13 protein-coding genes are annotated in these 16,566 nt (G+C 69.0%); 10 read left to right on the forward strand and 3 right to left on the reverse strand.

The window, feature by feature from the left end:
• The 9 genes from pepN to HRL51_RS05910 all read left to right on the forward strand — a co-directional run bounded on the left by pepN (position 1) and on the right by HRL51_RS05910 (position 10,887).
• Positions 1-2,670, forward strand: coding sequence for an aminopeptidase N (pepN, locus tag HRL51_RS05870; RefSeq protein WP_172120034.1), 2,670 nt, complete (start codon positions 1-3; stop codon positions 2,668-2,670).
• A gap of 151 nt (positions 2,671-2,821) precedes the next feature.
• A complete protein-coding gene (locus HRL51_RS05875; RefSeq protein ID WP_172120035.1) occupies positions 2,822-3,271 on the forward strand; it encodes an FHA domain-containing protein in 450 nt (149 codons plus the stop codon).
• On the forward strand, positions 3,268-4,020 hold the full coding sequence (gene ftsR / locus HRL51_RS05880; RefSeq protein ID WP_328705104.1) for a transcriptional regulator FtsR: 753 nt from the start codon (positions 3,268-3,270) through the stop codon (positions 4,018-4,020). Before HRL51_RS05875 ends, ftsR begins: the two co-directional genes overlap by 4 nt.
• Positions 4,021-4,092: 72 nt before the next feature.
• Complete coding sequence (locus HRL51_RS05885) at positions 4,093-4,560, forward strand: DUF151 domain-containing protein (protein ID WP_172120036.1); 468 nt, start codon at positions 4,093-4,095, stop codon at positions 4,558-4,560.
• Positions 4,561-4,900: 340 nt separating this feature from the next.
• Positions 4,901-5,419, forward strand: coding sequence for a MerR family transcriptional regulator (locus HRL51_RS05890; RefSeq protein WP_172120188.1), 519 nt, complete (start codon positions 4,901-4,903; stop codon positions 5,417-5,419).
• A 297-nt stretch (positions 5,420-5,716) separates the two neighbouring features.
• Complete coding sequence (locus HRL51_RS05895) at positions 5,717-6,934, forward strand: inorganic phosphate transporter (RefSeq protein WP_172120037.1); 1,218 nt, start codon at positions 5,717-5,719, stop codon at positions 6,932-6,934.
• Positions 6,931-7,176, forward strand: coding sequence for a hypothetical protein (locus HRL51_RS05900; protein WP_172120038.1), 246 nt, complete (start codon positions 6,931-6,933; stop codon positions 7,174-7,176). Before HRL51_RS05895 ends, HRL51_RS05900 begins: the two co-directional genes overlap by 4 nt.
• A gap of 35 nt (positions 7,177-7,211) precedes the next feature.
• A complete protein-coding gene (locus HRL51_RS05905) occupies positions 7,212-8,723 on the forward strand; it encodes a glycoside hydrolase family 32 protein (protein WP_172120039.1) in 1,512 nt (503 codons plus the stop codon).
• Between the two features lie 169 nt (positions 8,724-8,892).
• Positions 8,893-10,887 carry a sucrose-specific PTS transporter subunit IIBC gene (locus HRL51_RS05910; RefSeq protein ID WP_172120040.1) on the forward strand — a complete coding sequence of 665 codons (1,995 nt, stop codon included), beginning with the start codon at positions 8,893-8,895 and terminating at the stop codon, positions 10,885-10,887.
• A 34-nt stretch (positions 10,888-10,921) separates the two neighbouring features.
• Here HRL51_RS05910 and HRL51_RS05915 read toward each other — a convergent pair whose 3' ends face one another.
• Positions 10,922-11,926: a LacI family DNA-binding transcriptional regulator gene (locus HRL51_RS05915; RefSeq protein WP_172120041.1), complete on the reverse strand. Its 1,005-nt coding sequence runs from the start codon at positions 11,924-11,926 to the stop codon at positions 10,922-10,924.
• A 48-nt stretch (positions 11,927-11,974) separates the two neighbouring features.
• On the reverse strand, positions 11,975-12,622 hold the full coding sequence (locus HRL51_RS05920) for an SGNH/GDSL hydrolase family protein (RefSeq protein WP_172120042.1): 648 nt from the start codon (positions 12,620-12,622) through the stop codon (positions 11,975-11,977).
• A gap of 178 nt (positions 12,623-12,800) precedes the next feature.
• Between HRL51_RS05920 and HRL51_RS05925 the strand changes: the two genes are divergently transcribed.
• The gene (locus HRL51_RS05925) at positions 12,801-15,236 is read left to right on the forward strand and encodes an ATP-binding cassette domain-containing protein (protein ID WP_244960113.1); all 2,436 of its coding nucleotides are present in this window, start codon (positions 12,801-12,803) and stop codon (positions 15,234-15,236) included.
• A gap of 109 nt (positions 15,237-15,345) precedes the next feature.
• Here HRL51_RS05925 and HRL51_RS05930 read toward each other — a convergent pair whose 3' ends face one another.
• Complete coding sequence (locus HRL51_RS05930; RefSeq protein ID WP_172120044.1) at positions 15,346-16,470, reverse strand: 6-phosphofructokinase; 1,125 nt, start codon at positions 16,468-16,470, stop codon at positions 15,346-15,348.
• Between the last annotated feature and the right edge of the window lie 96 nt (positions 16,471-16,566).

Consider the following 16,566-nt stretch of genomic DNA (forward strand, 5'->3'; position numbering starts at 1 on the left):
ATGACGTCCCAGCCCTCTACCAGTGTCAGCCAGGCCCCTGACCGTCTCTCCTCGCTGACCAACCTCTCTCGTGCTGAGGCCTTGTGGCGCTCACAGGTCCTCAGCGTCCAGGAGCTCGCCGTCGTCATCGACGTCACCAGCGCCCCTGACCGGCAGGCGACCGGCTTCGCCGTGCACAGCGAGCTGACCCTCCAGGTGCTCACCCCGTGCGCCGGCGCGTGGGTCGACTTTCTGGGGGAGGAGGTCGTCTCGCTCAGCGTCGACGACCACCCGGTCCAGGTGTCCTGGGACGGGGCGCGTGTGGCGCTGCCAGAGCTGGACGCCGGTGAGCACACCGTCGTCGTCGAGGCCCGGGGGCGCTACTCCAACTCCGGTCAGGGCCTGCACCGCTTCCACGACCCTGTCGACGGTGCGACCTACCTCTACACCCACTTCGAGCCCTCCGACTCACGCCGAGCCTGGGCCTCAATGGACCAGCCCGACCTCAAGTCGCCCTTCAGTCTCACCGTCGTCCACCCTTCCGGGTGGACCGTCCTGGGTAACGGCGTGGTTGAGGAGTCTCGTCCCTCCCGCGAGCTCCCTGAGGCGGTCGTGACCCGCTTCGCTACCACCCTGCCGCTGCCCGGCTACCTCACGGCACTGGCGGCCGGGCCCTGGCACCGGGTGAGCAGCCAGTGGTGCTCGCCGCTGAGGCCGGACAGCGAGCCGGTCGAGCTGTCCTGGTCCTGCCGGGCGAGCCTGGCCGCCCACCTCGACGCCGACGAGCTGCTGGAGGTCACCGCCCAGGGCATGACCCTGTACGACGAGGCCTACGGCTATCCCTACCCCTGGGGGGCCTACGACAGCGTGCTCGTACCCGAGTACAACCTCGGGGCCATGGAGAACCCCGGGTGCGTGACCTTCAACGAGGACGCCTACCTCTTCCTCGGTCCTGTCACCCGCGCCCAGCACGCCGGTCGTGCCAACACGATCCTGCACGAGATGTGCCACATGTGGTTCGGTGACCTCGTGACGCCTACCTGGTGGGAGGACACCTGGCTCAAGGAGTCCTTCGCCGAGAACCAGGGGACCTGGGCGCAGGCCACCGCGACACGGTGGACCGAGGCCTGGGCGACCTTCGCCCTGGGGCGCAAGGCCTGGGCCTACGCCGAGGACTCCCGGCCCGCGACGACCCACCCGATCGTGGCCACCGTCAACGACGTCGAGGCCGCGCGTCAGACCTTCGACGGCATCACCTACGCCAAGGGGGCAGCGGTCCTCAAGCAGCTGGTGGCCTACCTCGGCCAGGACGTCTTCCTCCAGGCGGCTCGCAGGTGGTTCACCGATCACGCCTTCGCCAACGGCGACCTCGCCCAGTTCCTCGACACGCTCGGTCAGGCCTCTGGACGCGACATGGACGCCTGGGCGCAGGCCTGGCTGCGTACCGCCGGCCCCTCGGTCCTGACCGACGAGCTGGAGTCAGACGGGGAGCACGTCACACGTCTGACGGTACGTCAGGAGGGCACGGACCTGGCCACCGGGGAGCCGGTCACCCGGCCGCACACCCTCGTGGTCGGCCTGTACTCCTTCGACGGGACCGGTCGCCTGACCCGCACGCACCGTCTGCCGCTGACCCTGACCACCGCCAGCGCCGACCTGCCACAGGCCGTGGGCCTGCCGGTGCCGGACCTGGTGACGGTCAACGACGAGGACCTGACCTACGCCGTCATCCGTCCCGACGCAGCCTCGCTGGCTACGGCCCGTACCTGCCTGGCCCGGCTGGAGGACCCTCTGACGCGGTCACTGTGGTGGTCGAGCCTGGACAACCTGGTCCGTGACGGTCTGCTCGACCCGGTCGAGCTCGTCTCGACGGTCCTGGCCCAGGCGGATGACGGTACCCAGCCAGCCACCCTCACCAGCCTGCTCAGCCGGGCCCGCCACTACGCCCTGGTCTACGTCCGTCCCCAGGAGCGAGCCGAGGCGCTGACGCCCCTGGTCGGCTCCACCGCCGGTTCCCAGGAGGGTCTGAGCGCCTGGGAGCTGCTTGAGGACACCGAGGCGGGAGGCGACGCCCAGCTCGTCCGGGCCAGGGCCTGGATCGAGGCCGCCGGACAGGCTCGCGCCCTGAAGCCAGAGGACGCTGACCTGGCCGTGACGCGTCTGCGCCAGCTGCTCGACGGTGGCCTGAGAGGACTGTCGGTCGACAACGACCTACGGTGGAGGATCCTCATCGCGCTGGCGCGCAACGGACGCGCCAGCGCGGCCGAGCTGGACCAGACCCTCCAGGCCGACCCCTCCGCCTCAGGCCGTACACGTCATCTGCAGGCGACCTCCTCCTTCCCGCAGCCAGGGCTCAAGGAGACGGTCTTCGCCAGGGTCCTGCAGGACACCTCGCTGAGCAACGACCACCTTGACGCCCTCATCCAGGGCTTCGCCGTCGACGCTCACCAGGACCTGACCGCTTCCTTCACCGACCGTTACCTGGCCGAGCTGGAGACCGTGTGGGCCACGCGCGGTCAGGAGACCGCCACACGGATCGTCAACGGCCTGTTCCCGTCATGCGGGAGCCAGGAGGACCTCGACTCGGTGACACGGTGGCTGGAGGAGCACCCTCAGGCGCCTGCGGCGCTGCGTCGTCTGGTCCTCAAGGGGCAGGACGACCTCGCCAGGGCCCTGCGCTGCCGCCGTTGAGGGCCGGCAGGACCCGCTTCCTGTCCGGGACCACCTCGCGCTGGTCCCGGACAGGAACGACCAGGCTCAGCCGTTGTCACAGCAGGGCCTGACAACGGTATGGTGAGCACACTGTGGTGCGAGGGGCACCACCCGACCCGAGGGGGACACGATGTCGAGCACTCCGATACAACCGGATCCCACCTCGACCCAGACCTTCGGGGCTGTTGACGCCACGGACGAGCGTGAGGCGCCCCTGATCGGGATCTCCCAGCAGGATCGCGCCGCGATCGCAGCGCTCCCGCCCGGAACCGCCCTGCTGCTGGTCGGCCACGGGCCCACCACCGGTGCACGCTTCCTGCTGGACTCCGAGCAGACCACGGTCGGGCGCCACCCGCACGCCGACATCTTCCTCGACGACGTCACCGTCTCGCGCAAGCACGCGATGTTCACTGCCCTGGCCGGCGGCGGGTTCGCCGTGCGTGACTCCGGCTCTCTCAACGGTACCTACGTCAACCGTCAGCGCGTGGAGGAGGCAGAGCTTCGGGCAGGAGACGAGGTCCAGATCGGCAAGTACCGGATGAGCTACCACCCGGGTCCTAGCCGGCCTGCTGCCCAGTGAGCCCCGCTGTCCGCAAGGCGGCCACCTCGTCACAGGCTGCCGGTGCCCAGACATCCTCGGACGTCCTGACCTGGCCCCAGGGGATCTCCCACGAGCCCTCCATGAAGATCGGCGAGGTCGTTGACCAGCTGCGCGCCAGCTTTCCGGCTCTGTCGATCTCCAAGGTCCGCTACCTGGAGAGCGAGGGCCTCATCCACCCGCACCGGGTAGGCAACGGCTACCGCCAGTACTCCAAGGCGGACGTCGAGAGGCTTCGGTTCACGCTGGCCGCGCAGAGGGACGAGTACCTGCCCCTGTCAGTCATCCGGGAACGTCTGGAGCAGCTTGACCGCCAGCCTGCCTCCGGCGGACGCATCGCACGCGTCGTCGCCTCCCACGGCCGCCTGGTGGACGAGGACGGCCCCCTCGACCTGACCGAGCTCATGCGCCGCAGCGGTGCCAGCGAGGAGCAGGTGGACGAGCTCATCGCCATCGGTGTCATCACGGCCGACGCCCGGGGAACCTTCAGGCCGACGGCGGTACGTGCCGCCGAGCTCGCGATGCGGATACACCGGCTCGGCCTGCCGCTGCGGAACCTGCGGGCGATCCGCACAGCGGCTGAGCGGGAGGCGGACCTGATCGACCACGTGGTCCAGCACCAGCGCCCACGGTCAGCCCAGGCCGCCGAGCAGACTGCCACCACGCTCGCCGCCTCCGTGGCCGGCCTGCACGAGGAGCTGCTGCGCCGGACGGTGGAGTCGCTGGGCTGAGCGTGGCGGTGGCACAGGCCTGACAGCGCCGTTCTCCAGACACGGACGCCAAGGCTCCGTAGCCTAGGACGCGTGCACGACATGCGTCTGGTCGCCATTCGATCGACCTCCCCGGACGAAGGACTTGTCGCGCTCCTGGTCGAGGAGGGCGGCCCCTCGATCCTGGCGGTGCCCGTCAGCGCCCGGGAAGGCCTCTGTCTGAGTGCGGAGACAGCCTCCCAGGTCACCTGGCCCCCGCTGCTGCGTCGGTGCCTGGAGGTCCAGGGGGGGACCCTGGACGAGGTGCACCTAGGAGTCGATGACGACGCTGTCCTGCGCGCCGAGCTCGTCCTGCGCCAGACCGGATCGTCTCCTGGCACCAGCCGGGTGCCCTGCGCCCCCGCCGATGCCCTCATGGTCTCGCGCATCAGCCGGGTCCCCTTGCGAGCCAGTGATGACCTGCTGCGTCTGCGTGGGGTCGACCTCGGGGAGGAGAGCATCTCGCAGCAGGTTGCACGGTGGCGTCAGGACCTTCATGCGGGCTCGGCGGAAGACTGGTGACCACGCCGCGACACGCGGGACAGATGTGACTGGTGTGACTATGGATGTGACATGTCGCACATAGACTGCCTGACTGGATTCTCCGTCTCGCCCGCGATAGCAACGAAAGATCCGCGTCGACCACACCTCTTCTCAACCTCACCTTGAGATTGAGACCGAATTGGCCGATGTCGACCGCGCGCCCTTCGTTGAGCACGCCCCGTCAGGCACCTATCGTGGGATCTGCTGGCGCAGCCACCAGGCCGCGGTCCCACCCCACCACCCCGAGAACCGACAGGAGCATCACGTGAGCGCGAACGAAGCGATCCGTCACGACGTCGCCCTTCAGCGCACCCAGGGCATGCTCTTCGGTGACCCGCTTCCTGAACTGGACGCCAACACCGGCTACCGCGGACCGATCGCCTGCCGGGCCGCGGGCATCACCTACCGCCAGCTCGACTACTGGGCCCGCACGGGCCTGGTCGAGCCCACGATCCGCTCAGCCAAGGGCTCTGGCTCCCAGCGCCTGTACTCCTTCCGGGACATCCTCCTGCTCAAGATCGTCAAGCGCCTGCTGGACACCGGTGTCTCCCTCCAGCAGATCCGTACCGCTGTCAACGCCCTGCACGCCCGGGGCGTCGAGGACCTGACCTCGATCACCCTCATGAGCGACGGTGCCTCGGTCTACGAGTGCACGAGCAACGACGAGGTCATCGACCTCGTCCAGGGCGGTCAGGGCGTCTTCGGCATCGCCGTCGGCCGGGTGTGGCACGAGGTCGAGGGCTCACTGGCAGAGCTGCCTACCGACCACGCGGGTGACGGTCCCGTCATCGAGGACGAGCTCGCCGCCCGTCGTGCGGCCAAGCGCCGTGCGATGTGAGGGCCGCGCCGGCTCAGAAGCGTCGCTGCCCCAGCACGTAGCCTCGCGAGTACCCGTCTGACAGGTCCTTCAGCAGAAAGCAGCCACGCAGTCCCAGCCCCGGCCGGGACGAAGGCCCATCATGGTCCGCTCCGTGAGATATCGCACCCCTTCTGGAACTCATCAGGAGGCGTTCTGAGGGCGACGGGGCTGACGAATGACGTCTCCTCCTGGTAACAATTCTGTCAGGTCACGTTTACGTGGCTCTGGCCGCCGCCCCCTCCGGACGGTCGGTTCACCTCGCCCACCGGGACTGGAATGAGTAGCACCCTCTTCATCGTCGTCGTCGTGGTCATCACCGCGCTGGTGTTCGACTTCACCAACGGCTTTCACGACTCTTCCAACGCGATGGCCACGTCCGTCGCGACGGGGGCCTTTACCCCCAAGCGCGCGGTTCTCGTAGCCGCCGTCCTCAACGTCATCGGCGCCTGCCTGTCCACTGAGGTGGCCAAGACCATCTCAGGGGGGCTGTTTGACGACGCCCTGATCCAGGCCGCCCCGGCCATGGTCTTCGCGGGACTGGCTGGTGCCATCCTGTGGAACCTGGCCACCTGGCTCTTCGGCCTGCCCTCGTCCTCCTCCCACGCCCTGTTCGGTGGGCTGATCGGCGCCGTCGTCGTGGCCGCGGGCCTGCAGGGAGTGCACTGGGGCACCGTTGTCTCCAAGATCGTCCTGCCAGCGCTGGTCGCTCCGTGCGTCGCCGGTCTGGCGGCTGCCGTCGCCACCTGGATCGCCTACCGGGTGGCCCGGCCTGACGACCGCTACTCCCAGAAGGTCTTCCGCAACGGCCAGCGCCTGTCGGCCTCCCTCGTCGCCCTGGCGCACGGGACGTCGGACGGCCAGAAGACGATGGGTGTCATCACCCTGGTCCTGGTGGCCGCCGGCTACCAGGAAGGCGGCACCGGGCCCCAGTGGTGGGTCATCGCCACCGCGGGCCTCGCGATCGGGCTGGGCACCTACTCCGGCGGCTGGCGGATCATGCGGACGATGGGCAAGGGCCTGGTCCATATCGACTCCCCGCAGGGCTTCGCCGCCGAGACGGCCTCAACAGTGGCGATCCTGGCCTCCTCCCACCTCGGTTTCGCCCTGTCTACCACGCACATCTGCACCGGCTCCATCCTCGGCTCGGGCGTCGGCCGCGGCTCCAAGGTCTCGTGGGGGACCTTCGCACGCATGGGAGTGGCCTGGCTCATCACGCTGCCGGCAGCAGGCATGGTCGGAGCCCTGACGTCCTACGTCGCCGTTCGCGGAGGCACCCTCGGTACGGTCCTGGTGATCCTCGCACTCCTGGCTGGCGCCATGGCCATCATCCGGCAGGCCAACCACAACAAGGTGGACTTCTCCAACGTCAACGACGCCCACACGGTGGTGGTCGCCAAGCAGACCGACCCCCTTCTCACGCGCAAGCCGCGCACCGTCGAGCAGGTCAAGCAGGAGCTGGCAGGAGCCGGCTCACGAGGAGGCGACGGAGCATGAGCGCCATCAGCATCGACTGGGCATCGCTGGGGCTTGTCACCCTGGTCACCGTGACCGTGACGGCCTTCGTCATGCTCATCACCTCCTCCGCCGCACGCATGCTCGACGAGGTTCACCTCAAGCGGCAGGCCGGCGAGGTCGAGGGGCTGCACGCAGCCGAGGTCGCCGCCGGGTTCTTCCTCGTGCTGGCCGGCGGCATCGTGGCCTTCGGCCTGTGGCTGATCATCCCCTACTTCCACTGAGCCCTGGCGGTCACCTCTCCCGGTAGCCTGGGCCCATGACCGAGGACCTGCGCGCCGCGGCCGCCGAGGCCGTCAAGGCCTCCCGCGCCGCCGACGACCCCGACTACCCGCTCATCCACGTGGCCCCCCCGGTCGGGCGGCTCAACGACCCCAACGGGCTGCTGATCGACGACGGCGTCGCCCACGTCTTCTTCCAGTACACCCCGATGCACGGCAGCAGGAGGCTGGTCTACTGGGGGCACGCTACCTCCCGGGACATGCTCCACTGGGTGCAGCACGAGCCAGCGATCGTCCCGGACTCCTTCTACGACGCCAACGGCGCCTACTCAGGCAACGCCCTGGTCCTGGAGGACGACGAGCGGGCCACGGCGCCGCACGAGGCCCGCTACCAGCTCTTCTACACCGGCAACCTCAAGGACGAGGCCACTGGCGAGCGCACCGCGAGCCAGTGCCTGGTGACCTCCCAGGACCTGCTCTCCTTCACCAAGCTGTCCTCCAACCCCTTGATCGCCACCCACGCTCCCGGCTACACAGCCCACTTCCGCGACCCGCAGGTCACTCGGGACCCTGAGGCCCCAGGCACCTACCGCATGCTCCTGGGTGTCCAGAGGACTAACGAGACCGGCGCAGCGCTGCTCTACCGGTCCACTGACATGCTCAGCTGGCACCTGGACGGGGAGATGACCTTCCCGGACGCCGACGGCTGCCTGGACACCCTGGGCTTCATGTGGGAGTGCCCTGGGCTGGTCAGGCTCACGGACGAGGTCACGGGCCAGGAGCAGGACGTGCTCATCTGGTGCCCGCAGGGGGCCCGGCCTGAGGGCCCCGGCTACGAGAACGTCTTCCCGTGCGTCTACGCCGTAGGGCGCCTGACGGGCAACGAGCTGCGGCAGTGCGACGGCACGGTCCACGAGGTCGACCGCGGCTTTGAGTTCTACGCTCCCCAGGTCTTTGCCCGTCGTCCCTCTCAGCCCGGTCCGCCGCTGCTCATGGGATGGGTCGGCAACGCGGGCCAGGACGACCAGCCCTCGACCGCTACCGGTGGATGGGTCCACACCCTGACGGTGCCACGTACCCTGTCCCTGCGTGCCGGTCGGCTCATCCAGCGCCCGCTGCTGCCCGAGCCCGCTGCCCTGCCGCTGCCTCCCGGCCAGGAGCGTGGAGAGGCGCTCCGGCTCCTCGCCGGCCACCGCACCTGGCACCTGGTGCTCTGTGCCGAGGAGTCGACCGGCACCGTCGAGGTCCGTATCGGCAGCGAGGCGGACGGGGTCGTCATCGAGCTGGACGCAGGCCAGGGCTTCCTGCGGGTCGACCGCTCAGCCACGCGCTACACCCACCACGGTGCCCGGCGCACCGTCGAGATCGACCGCCAGGTACCTCCTCGCCTGGAGGTCGTCCACGACCGCTCCGTCACGGAGGTCTTCGTCGGGGACGGCGACCTGGCCTTCAGCATGCGCAGCTTCATCGACCCGGCTGCCGACGGCGCCACGGTCACCGTGTGGGACGGCGCCCGGCTGCTGAGTGCCCAGGCCTCGGTCTTTGACTGACTCGTCGCCGTTTCCGGGGCTCTGATGCCTTGCCACAGGGACGGGGCGACGGTAATGTGACTATCGATTGACATACTCCCGGTCCACGGTTCTCGTCATCCGGCAACGGCGTCGGGCACCACCTCATCGCTGAGGGGCCAGGAAGCACAGAAAGGAGACCCGGGTGGCTATGGACCACGCTCGCGTTGCGGCCGCTGTCATCGCCTACGTCGGCGGTGCCGACAACATCAGCGCCGCAGCCCACTGCGCCACGCGGCTTCGCCTCGTCCTGGCGGACATGGACAAGGTCGACCAGAAGGCCCTGGACGCCGATCCCGACCTCAAGGGCACCTTCGTGGCCGGAGGGATGTACCAGATCATCGTCGGCCCTGGTGACGTCGACCTGGTCTTCAAGGAGATGATCGCCACCGGCAAGGTACGCGAGGTCTCCAAGGACGAGGCGAAGCAGGAGGCGGCCCAGTCAGGCAATCTCTTCACCCGCTTCATCAAGATGATCGCCGACATCTTCGTCCCGATCCTGCCCGCGCTCATCGCCGGCGGTCTCATGATGGCGATCAACAACGTCCTGACGGCCCAGGGCCTGTTCGGTGACCAGGCCCTGGTCGAGCGGTGGACCTGGCTGACCGACTACGCCGACCTGATCAACATGGTCTCCTCGGCCGCCTTCGCCTTCCTCCCGGTCCTCGTCGGCTTCTCGGCCACGAAGCGCTTTGGCGGCAACGTCTACCTGGGTGCCGCCATGGGTGCCGCCATGGTCTCGACCTCGCTGACCAACGCCTACTCCATCGCACAGGCGCAGGCTGAGGGCAGCATCGAGGTGTGGCACCTGTTCGGCCTGACGGTAGACAAGATCGGGTACCAGGCGATGGTGATCCCCGTCCTGTGCGTGGCATGGATCCTGTCCACGATCGAGAAGTGGCTCCACAAGCGCCTGTCCGGTACCGCGGACTTCCTGCTCACCCCGCTCATCACCATCCTGGTCACCGGCTTCCTCACCTTCGTCATCGTCGGTCCCGTGACCCGTGAGCTCTCCGACGCCATCACCTACGGGCTGGACTGGGTCTACAACGCCCTGGGCCCGGTGGGCGGCTTCCTGTTCGGCCTGGTCTACTCACCGATCGTGGTCACCGGCCTGCACCAGTCCTTCCCGGCCGTCGAGATCCCGCTGCTGCCCCAGAACGGGGGAGTGGGGGACTTCATCTTCCCCATCGCCTCCATGGCCAACGTGGCCCAGGGCGCCGTGGCGCTGGCGGTCTTCTTCCGCACCCGGGAGGCCAAGATGAAGGGCCTTGCCGGTGCCGGTGGCGTCTCGGCGGTCTTCGGTATCACCGAGCCGGCGATCTTCGGCGTCAACCTGCGTCTGCGCTGGCCCTTCTTCATCGGCATGGGAGCGGCTGCCGTGGGCTCGGCGGGCGTCGCTCTGTTCAACGTGCGTGGTGCGGCGCTGGGAGCCGCCGGCTTCGTCGGCTTCGTGTCAATCAAGACCGAGGACATCCCGGTCTACCTCGCCCTGGAGGCCCTCACCTTCGTCCTTGCCTTCGGCGCCGCCTTCGTCTACGCCTCCACCCGGGGCAAGGCCTCTCTCGCGGGGGGCGACGACGCCGCTGACCAGGTGCCCTCAGCGCCTGCTGACGCACCGGCTCAGGAGCCGCACCTGCCTGAGGGGGCCGACCGCGACCTCACTGTCACCTCGCCGCTACGCGGCACCGCGGTCGCGCTCAGCGAGGTCAAGGACCAGACCTTCGCCTCGGGCATGCTCGGACCGGGCCTGGCGGTCGAGCCCGCAGGCGGCCCCGTGGTCTCCCCGGTCGACGGCGAGGTGATCGTGGCCTTCCCGACCGGCCACGCCTACGGGCTGCGCTCAGCCTCCGGCATCGAGCTCCTCATTCACGTCGGGATGGACACCGTCGAGCTCGGTGGCCGCCACTTCAGCCCTCAGGTCGCTGCCGGTCAGACCGTCCGTCGCGGCCAGACGCTGGTCGAGGTGGACTGGCAGGCGCTGCGGGACGAGGGCTACGAGACCGTCACCCCGATCGTGCTGTCCAACGCCACAGCCTTCGAGGGGCTGAGTGACCCGCTGTGCGAGGACGGCCGCCACCACGAGGTCTCCGTGACCGACCGGCTCTTCGCCGTCGTCGCTCCTGAGACCGTCGCGGCCGGCTGAGAGCGCCCTCGCCGTCGCTGCTGCCCGGTCGCCCTCAGGAGGTGCGGCCGGGCAGCAGCTCACCCTCCAGCTCGATGGTGGCGGGGGAGGGGAGCGGGTCCCGGTCCGAGGCCTGGGCCTGCACGAGCTCCATCAGCCGTGCGACCGAGGCGCGCGCGATCTGCGCGATAGGCTGACGCAGCGTCGTCAACCCTGGTAAGGCGCGCCGCACCGCCGTGGTTCCGTCGAAGCCAGCGACCTTGAGGCTACCGGGGACGTCGACGCCACGGCTGTCAGCCCAGTCCAGCACAGCAGCGGCAGACAGGTCGTCCGTGGCGAAGACCGCGTCGACCCGGCTGCGCACGGCATCGAGCTGGTCACGGATGAGCCGGGAACGAGCGTCCTCCGGCGTGTGGAAGTCGACCGTCAGGACGATCGGGTCGACTCCCGCCTCTGCCAGGACCTGGCGGTACCCGGCCTCGCGCAGGTTGTGCGTCCCTGAGCGCGAGGTCAGCAGCGCCGGCGCAGTGGCGCCGCGCTGCAGGAGGTGCGTGGTCACGGCACGCCCACCTGCCAGGTTGTCGCAGCGGACGTTCGTGATGGTGGGGGACAGGTCTCGATCAACGGTGACCAGCGGCAGGCGGATCCGCCGGTACTCCGACAGGTGCTCGTTGTGGCCGCCGGAGATGATACCGTCCACACGGTGGGAGACCAGCAGGTCCAGGTACTCGCGCTCCCTGTCGGCGCGGCCCATCGAGTTGCACACCAGGATCCGGTAGCCGTGCTCGGCCAGGGCGTCCTCCAGCTCAGCGGCCAGCTCTCCGAAGAAGGGCAGCGCGACCGTCGGCACGATGACGCCGACGGTCTGCGTGGACTTGCCGTGCAGCGCCCGCGCGACCTGGTTCGGGCGGTACCCGAGCTCGTCGATCGCCCGGGCGACCCGCTCCTTGGTCACCTCAGACAGGTAGCCCCGGTTGTTGAGCACACGAGAGACTGTGGTGGGGGACACGCCCGCGACGCGGGCGACGTCGGTGAGCGTGGGCTCACGCCGGTCAGTCACAAGGACCTCCTGAGCGATCGGGCTTGGGCACAGGTGCCCACCCTATGCTCACTGGGCGTCCGCGCGCGCAGGGCACAGCACTGGCGCCACCTCCTGATAGACCCGGATCATCGCACGAGCGATCGCGGCGTGACCCGCGTCATCGGGGTGGATGCCGTCCAGCGCCAGCTTGTCCTCGTCACCGTCGATCGCCGTCGTCATCGCGTCGGTTGACACCAACCCCAACCGGGTCGCGGTCTCGTGGACCAGCCGCCGCACGACGCCGAAGCGCGGCCCCATGCCAAGGGCAGGGAAGTAGGGGGCGATCACAACCGGGGAGCCCGGCAAGCGCTCACGCAGGAAGCCGAGGTCGTGCTCGACCGCCTCGGTGACCAGCTCCAGCTGGCTGGGAAGGTGGGCCGCGTCGTTGACTCCCAGGCACACCGTCACGACGTCCGGCTCGGCACGAAGCACGGTCTCCAGCCAGGTCGTGTCACGGCACGACGGCGCCCGGTCTCCGCCGGGCAGGTGCCCGCCGCGCCGCGCGAAGAAGCCCAGGCCGTCAGCAGCCAGGTTGACCTCGCGCCAGCGCAGGTTCTCGCACACCAACGAGCTCCAGCGGTTACGGGGGTGCGTGACCGCCTGCCAGCCGGTGGTGACGGCGTCGCCGAGGAAGACGGCGGTGGGGAAGGGCTGCTGGCGAGGAATCGTGGGCACGACCTGACAGTACTGCTCACAGTGCCGCTCGGGGCGCCGGTCCTATCGTCCTGAGCCCTCTCAACCTCACTGGAATGACATAATGTGCATTATCGGCACATTGGGATCGTGGCGAGGTAGTGGGCGAGCGCCCGTCCGGCTCTCGCCCACCGCTGCAGGCTCAGGCATGATCGGGTCCGTGCCCCAGACGAGTACCACCTCCGCCTTCGTCCCAGCCGCCGACTCTCACGACGCGATCGTCGTGGTCGGCGCGCACGAGAACAACCTGCGTGGCGTCAGCGTCCGCGTCCCCAAGCGCCGGCTCACCGTCTTCACCGGCGTCTCAGGCTCCGGCAAGTCCTCACTGGTCCTGTCGACCATCGCCTCAGAGTCGCGCCGGCTCATCAACGAGACCTACTCCAGCTTCGTCCAGGGATTCATGCCCTCCCAGGCACGCCCTGACGTCGACCACCTGGAGGGCCTGACCCCAGCCATCATCGTGGACCAGGAGCGTCTGGGAGCCAACCCACGCTCGACGCTGGGCACCGCCAGCGACGTCGGCGCCTCACTGCGCGTGCTGTTCTCCCGCCTGTCCGTGCCGCAGATCGGCTCTCCCCAGGCTTTTGCCTTCAATGTGCCCTCAGTCACTGGTGGCGGCGCCCTCACGACCGTCAAGAACGGCCGCACGGTCACCGAGCGTAAGCACTACACCGTCCAGGGCGGCATGTGCCCCCGCTGTGAGGGCACCGGAAAGGTTACTGATATCAACCTCACCGAGGTCTACGACGAGAACCTGTCCCTGCGCGACGGCGCCATCAAGGTCCCCGGCTACACGGCTGACGGCTACTACGTCAAGGCCCTGGGCGAGACCGGCCTCTTCCCCGCCGACAAGCCGGTCAAGGACTTCACTCCCACGCAGCTGGACGACTTCCTCTACAAGGAGCCGACCAAGGTCAGGATCTCCTCCCACACCATGACCTACGAGGGGCTCGTGGGGCGGCTTCGCTCCTCGCTGCTGTCCAAGGACCCCGAGTCCATGCAGCCGCACGTGCGTGCCTTCGTCCAGCGCGCCGTGGTCTACCGCACGTGCCCGGAGTGTGAGGGCACGCGCCTGGCTGAGCCTGCTCGCCAGGCGCGCGTCGCCGGCGTGTCGATCGCTGAGGCCTGCGCGATGCCGCTGACTGACCTGGCCGAGTGGGTCCGTGGCCTGGAGGCCGCGAGCCGGCAGGACGAGGACGCCCCGCAGCAGGCTCGCCAGGTCGCCGGGATCACAGGCACCACTCCCCTGCTCGCCCGTCTGCGCGAGACCCTCGACGCCTTCATCCGTATCGGCCTGGGCTACCTCTCCCTCGACCGTCCCGCCTCGACCCTCTCAGGCGGCGAGGCGCAGCGCATGAAGCTCGTGCGTCACCTGGGAAGCGGTCTGACCGACGTCACCTACGTCTTTGACGAGCCCTCGATCGGGCTCCACCCCCACAACATCGACACGATGAACGAGCTCCTGCTCTCCCTGCGCGACAAGGGCAACACCGTCCTCGTCGTCGAGCACAGGCCCGAGGTCATCGCCATCGCCGACCACGTGGTCGATCTCGGTCCCGGCGCGGGCTCGCACGGTGGCGAGATCACCTTCACCGGCTCCGTCGCAGGCCTGAGGAGCTCTGGGACCCTGACGGGCCAGCACCTGTCCTACCGCGCCCGTCTCAAGGACGAGCCGCGCCCGGCCACCGGCGTCATCAAGGTCCGTGGCGCCCGCACCAACAACCTGGCCGACGTCGACGTCGACGTCCCACGCGGCGTACTCACCGTCGTCACCGGCGTGGCAGGGTCCGGAAAGTCCTCACTCGTCCACGGCCACCTCTCCCCCATGGAGGGCGTGGTGACCCTCGACCAGTCCCCTATCAAGGGCTCACGCCGTTCCAGCCCGGCCACCTACACCGGCCTGCTCGACCCGGTCCGCAAGGCCTTCGCCAAGGCAGGCGGCGTCAAGCCCGCGCTCTTCTCCTCCAACTCCGAGGGAGCCTGCCCGGTGTGCCACGGCGCCGGCGTCATCGACACCCAGCTCGGCTTCATGGAGACCGTGACGACCGTGTGCGAGGCCTGCGAGGGCCGACGCTACGACGACGAGGTCCTGGCCTACCGCTTCGGGGGGCACAACATCGCCGAGGTGCTCGCCATGAGCGTGGACGAGGCCCTGACCCTCTTCTCCGCCAAGGAGACGCGTGTGTCCGCCGCGGTCAAGATCCTCACCCACATGCACGACGCCGGCCTGGGGTACCTGCGACTGGGACAGGCGGTGTCAACCCTGTCAGGTGGCGAGCGTCAGCGGCTCAGGCTCGCTGTCCACCTCGGACAGGACGGTGACGTCCTGGTCCTCGACGAGCCTACGGTGGGTCTCCACCTGGCTGACGTCGAGGAGATGCTCGCGCTCCTCGACCACCTGGTCGAGTCCGGCCGCACCGTCGTCGTCATCGAGCACCACCAGGCCGTCATGGCCCGTGCCGACTGGATCATCGACATGGGCCCCGGCGCCGGCCGTGAGGGCGGGCAGGTGGTCTTCACCGGTACCCCGGCCGAGCTCGTGGCCTCTGGCTCGACCCTGACCGGCGAGTACCTGGCCCGCTACGTGGCCGGCTGAGCCGACCTAGCCCAGGTACCCCAGGTTCACCTGCGTGTCCGGGTGGAAGAAGACCGCCACGCCGTGACACGGACGGGCTCGCCGTCATGCCGTACCTGCTGTTGTGATCTCAGTCCCCGAAGGAGGTGCCGACGGCGCGCGCGGCCTGGATCCACTCGTGGTCGGCCGGGACGTACTTGACCTTGCCCGCCACCTTCTTCAGAGGCACCAGCTCGGTCCCGTGCCCGCGGTCAGCGACCATGACACCGAACCTGCCGCCCTGCACGGCCTGTGCCCCGGCCACGCCCAGGCGCGTGGCCAGGAGGCGGTCCGCGGCGTTCGGGGTCCCGCCACGCTGGACGTAGCCCAGGATCGAGACTCGCGCCTCCAGGCCGGTACGCTCCTCCAGCTGCTCGGCCAGGGTGAAGGTGTTAGCGCGGTGGCTGGCCTCCAGCCGCTTGACACCGCGCTTGGCGGCAGCCTTGGACTCCGGGGTCGAGGCCTCCTTGACCAGCTGCTCGGCGTGGTCGAGCTCCCTGCGGTCGGCCACGTTGAGCGCGCCCTCGGCCACCGCGATGACCGAGAAGGTGGAGCCGTGCGAGCGGCGCCGCTCGATCTTGGCCACGATGGCGTCGACGTCGTAAGGGACCTCCGGCAGCAGGATGACGTCCGCTCCCCCGGCGATCCCTGCCCCCAGCGCCAGCCAGCCGGCGCGGTGGCCCATGATCTCGGTGAGGATGATGCGGTGGTGGGAGTGCGCGGTGGAGTGCAGGCGGTCTACCGCCTCGGTGGCGATCTCCAGCGCGGTGGCGAAGCCGAAGGAGGAGTCGGTCTCCACGATGTCGTTGTCGATGGTCTTGGGCAGGTGGAGGACGTTGAGACCGGCGTCCATGAGCCGCTTGGCGTTCTTCGCCGTTCCACCGCCTCCCAGGCACACCAGGGCGTCGAGCTCGTCCTTCTCGTAGTTCTCCACGATCGTGGGGATCATGTCCCGCTCCTGGCCGTCGACCACCATACGGTGGACCTTGTCACGGCTGGTTCCCAGCATCGTGCCCCCGGTGGTGAGGATGCCGGACAGGCAGGCCGGGTCCAGGGTCATGAACCGGTTCTCCGCCAGACCGCGCATGCCGTCACGGAACCCGATGAGCTCCCAGCCGTGCTGGCCGATCGCGGCCTTGCCAAAGCCACGGATCGCGGCGTTGAGTCCCGGGGCGTCTCCGCCGGCGGTGAGGATGCCGATGCGCTTGGTTGCCATAGCCGCCATTATGCCGTCCTCGGCACAGCGGCACCTAGCGACCCGGTAGACTGCGAGGTCGGAGCAGGCTGTGAGGCGCCGTCGGGAAGAAAACGG

Origin of the sequence: Actinomyces faecalis (assembly GCF_013184985.2) — a bacterium.
Taxonomy (GTDB): Bacteria; Actinomycetota; Actinomycetes; order Actinomycetales; family Actinomycetaceae; genus Actinomyces; species Actinomyces faecalis.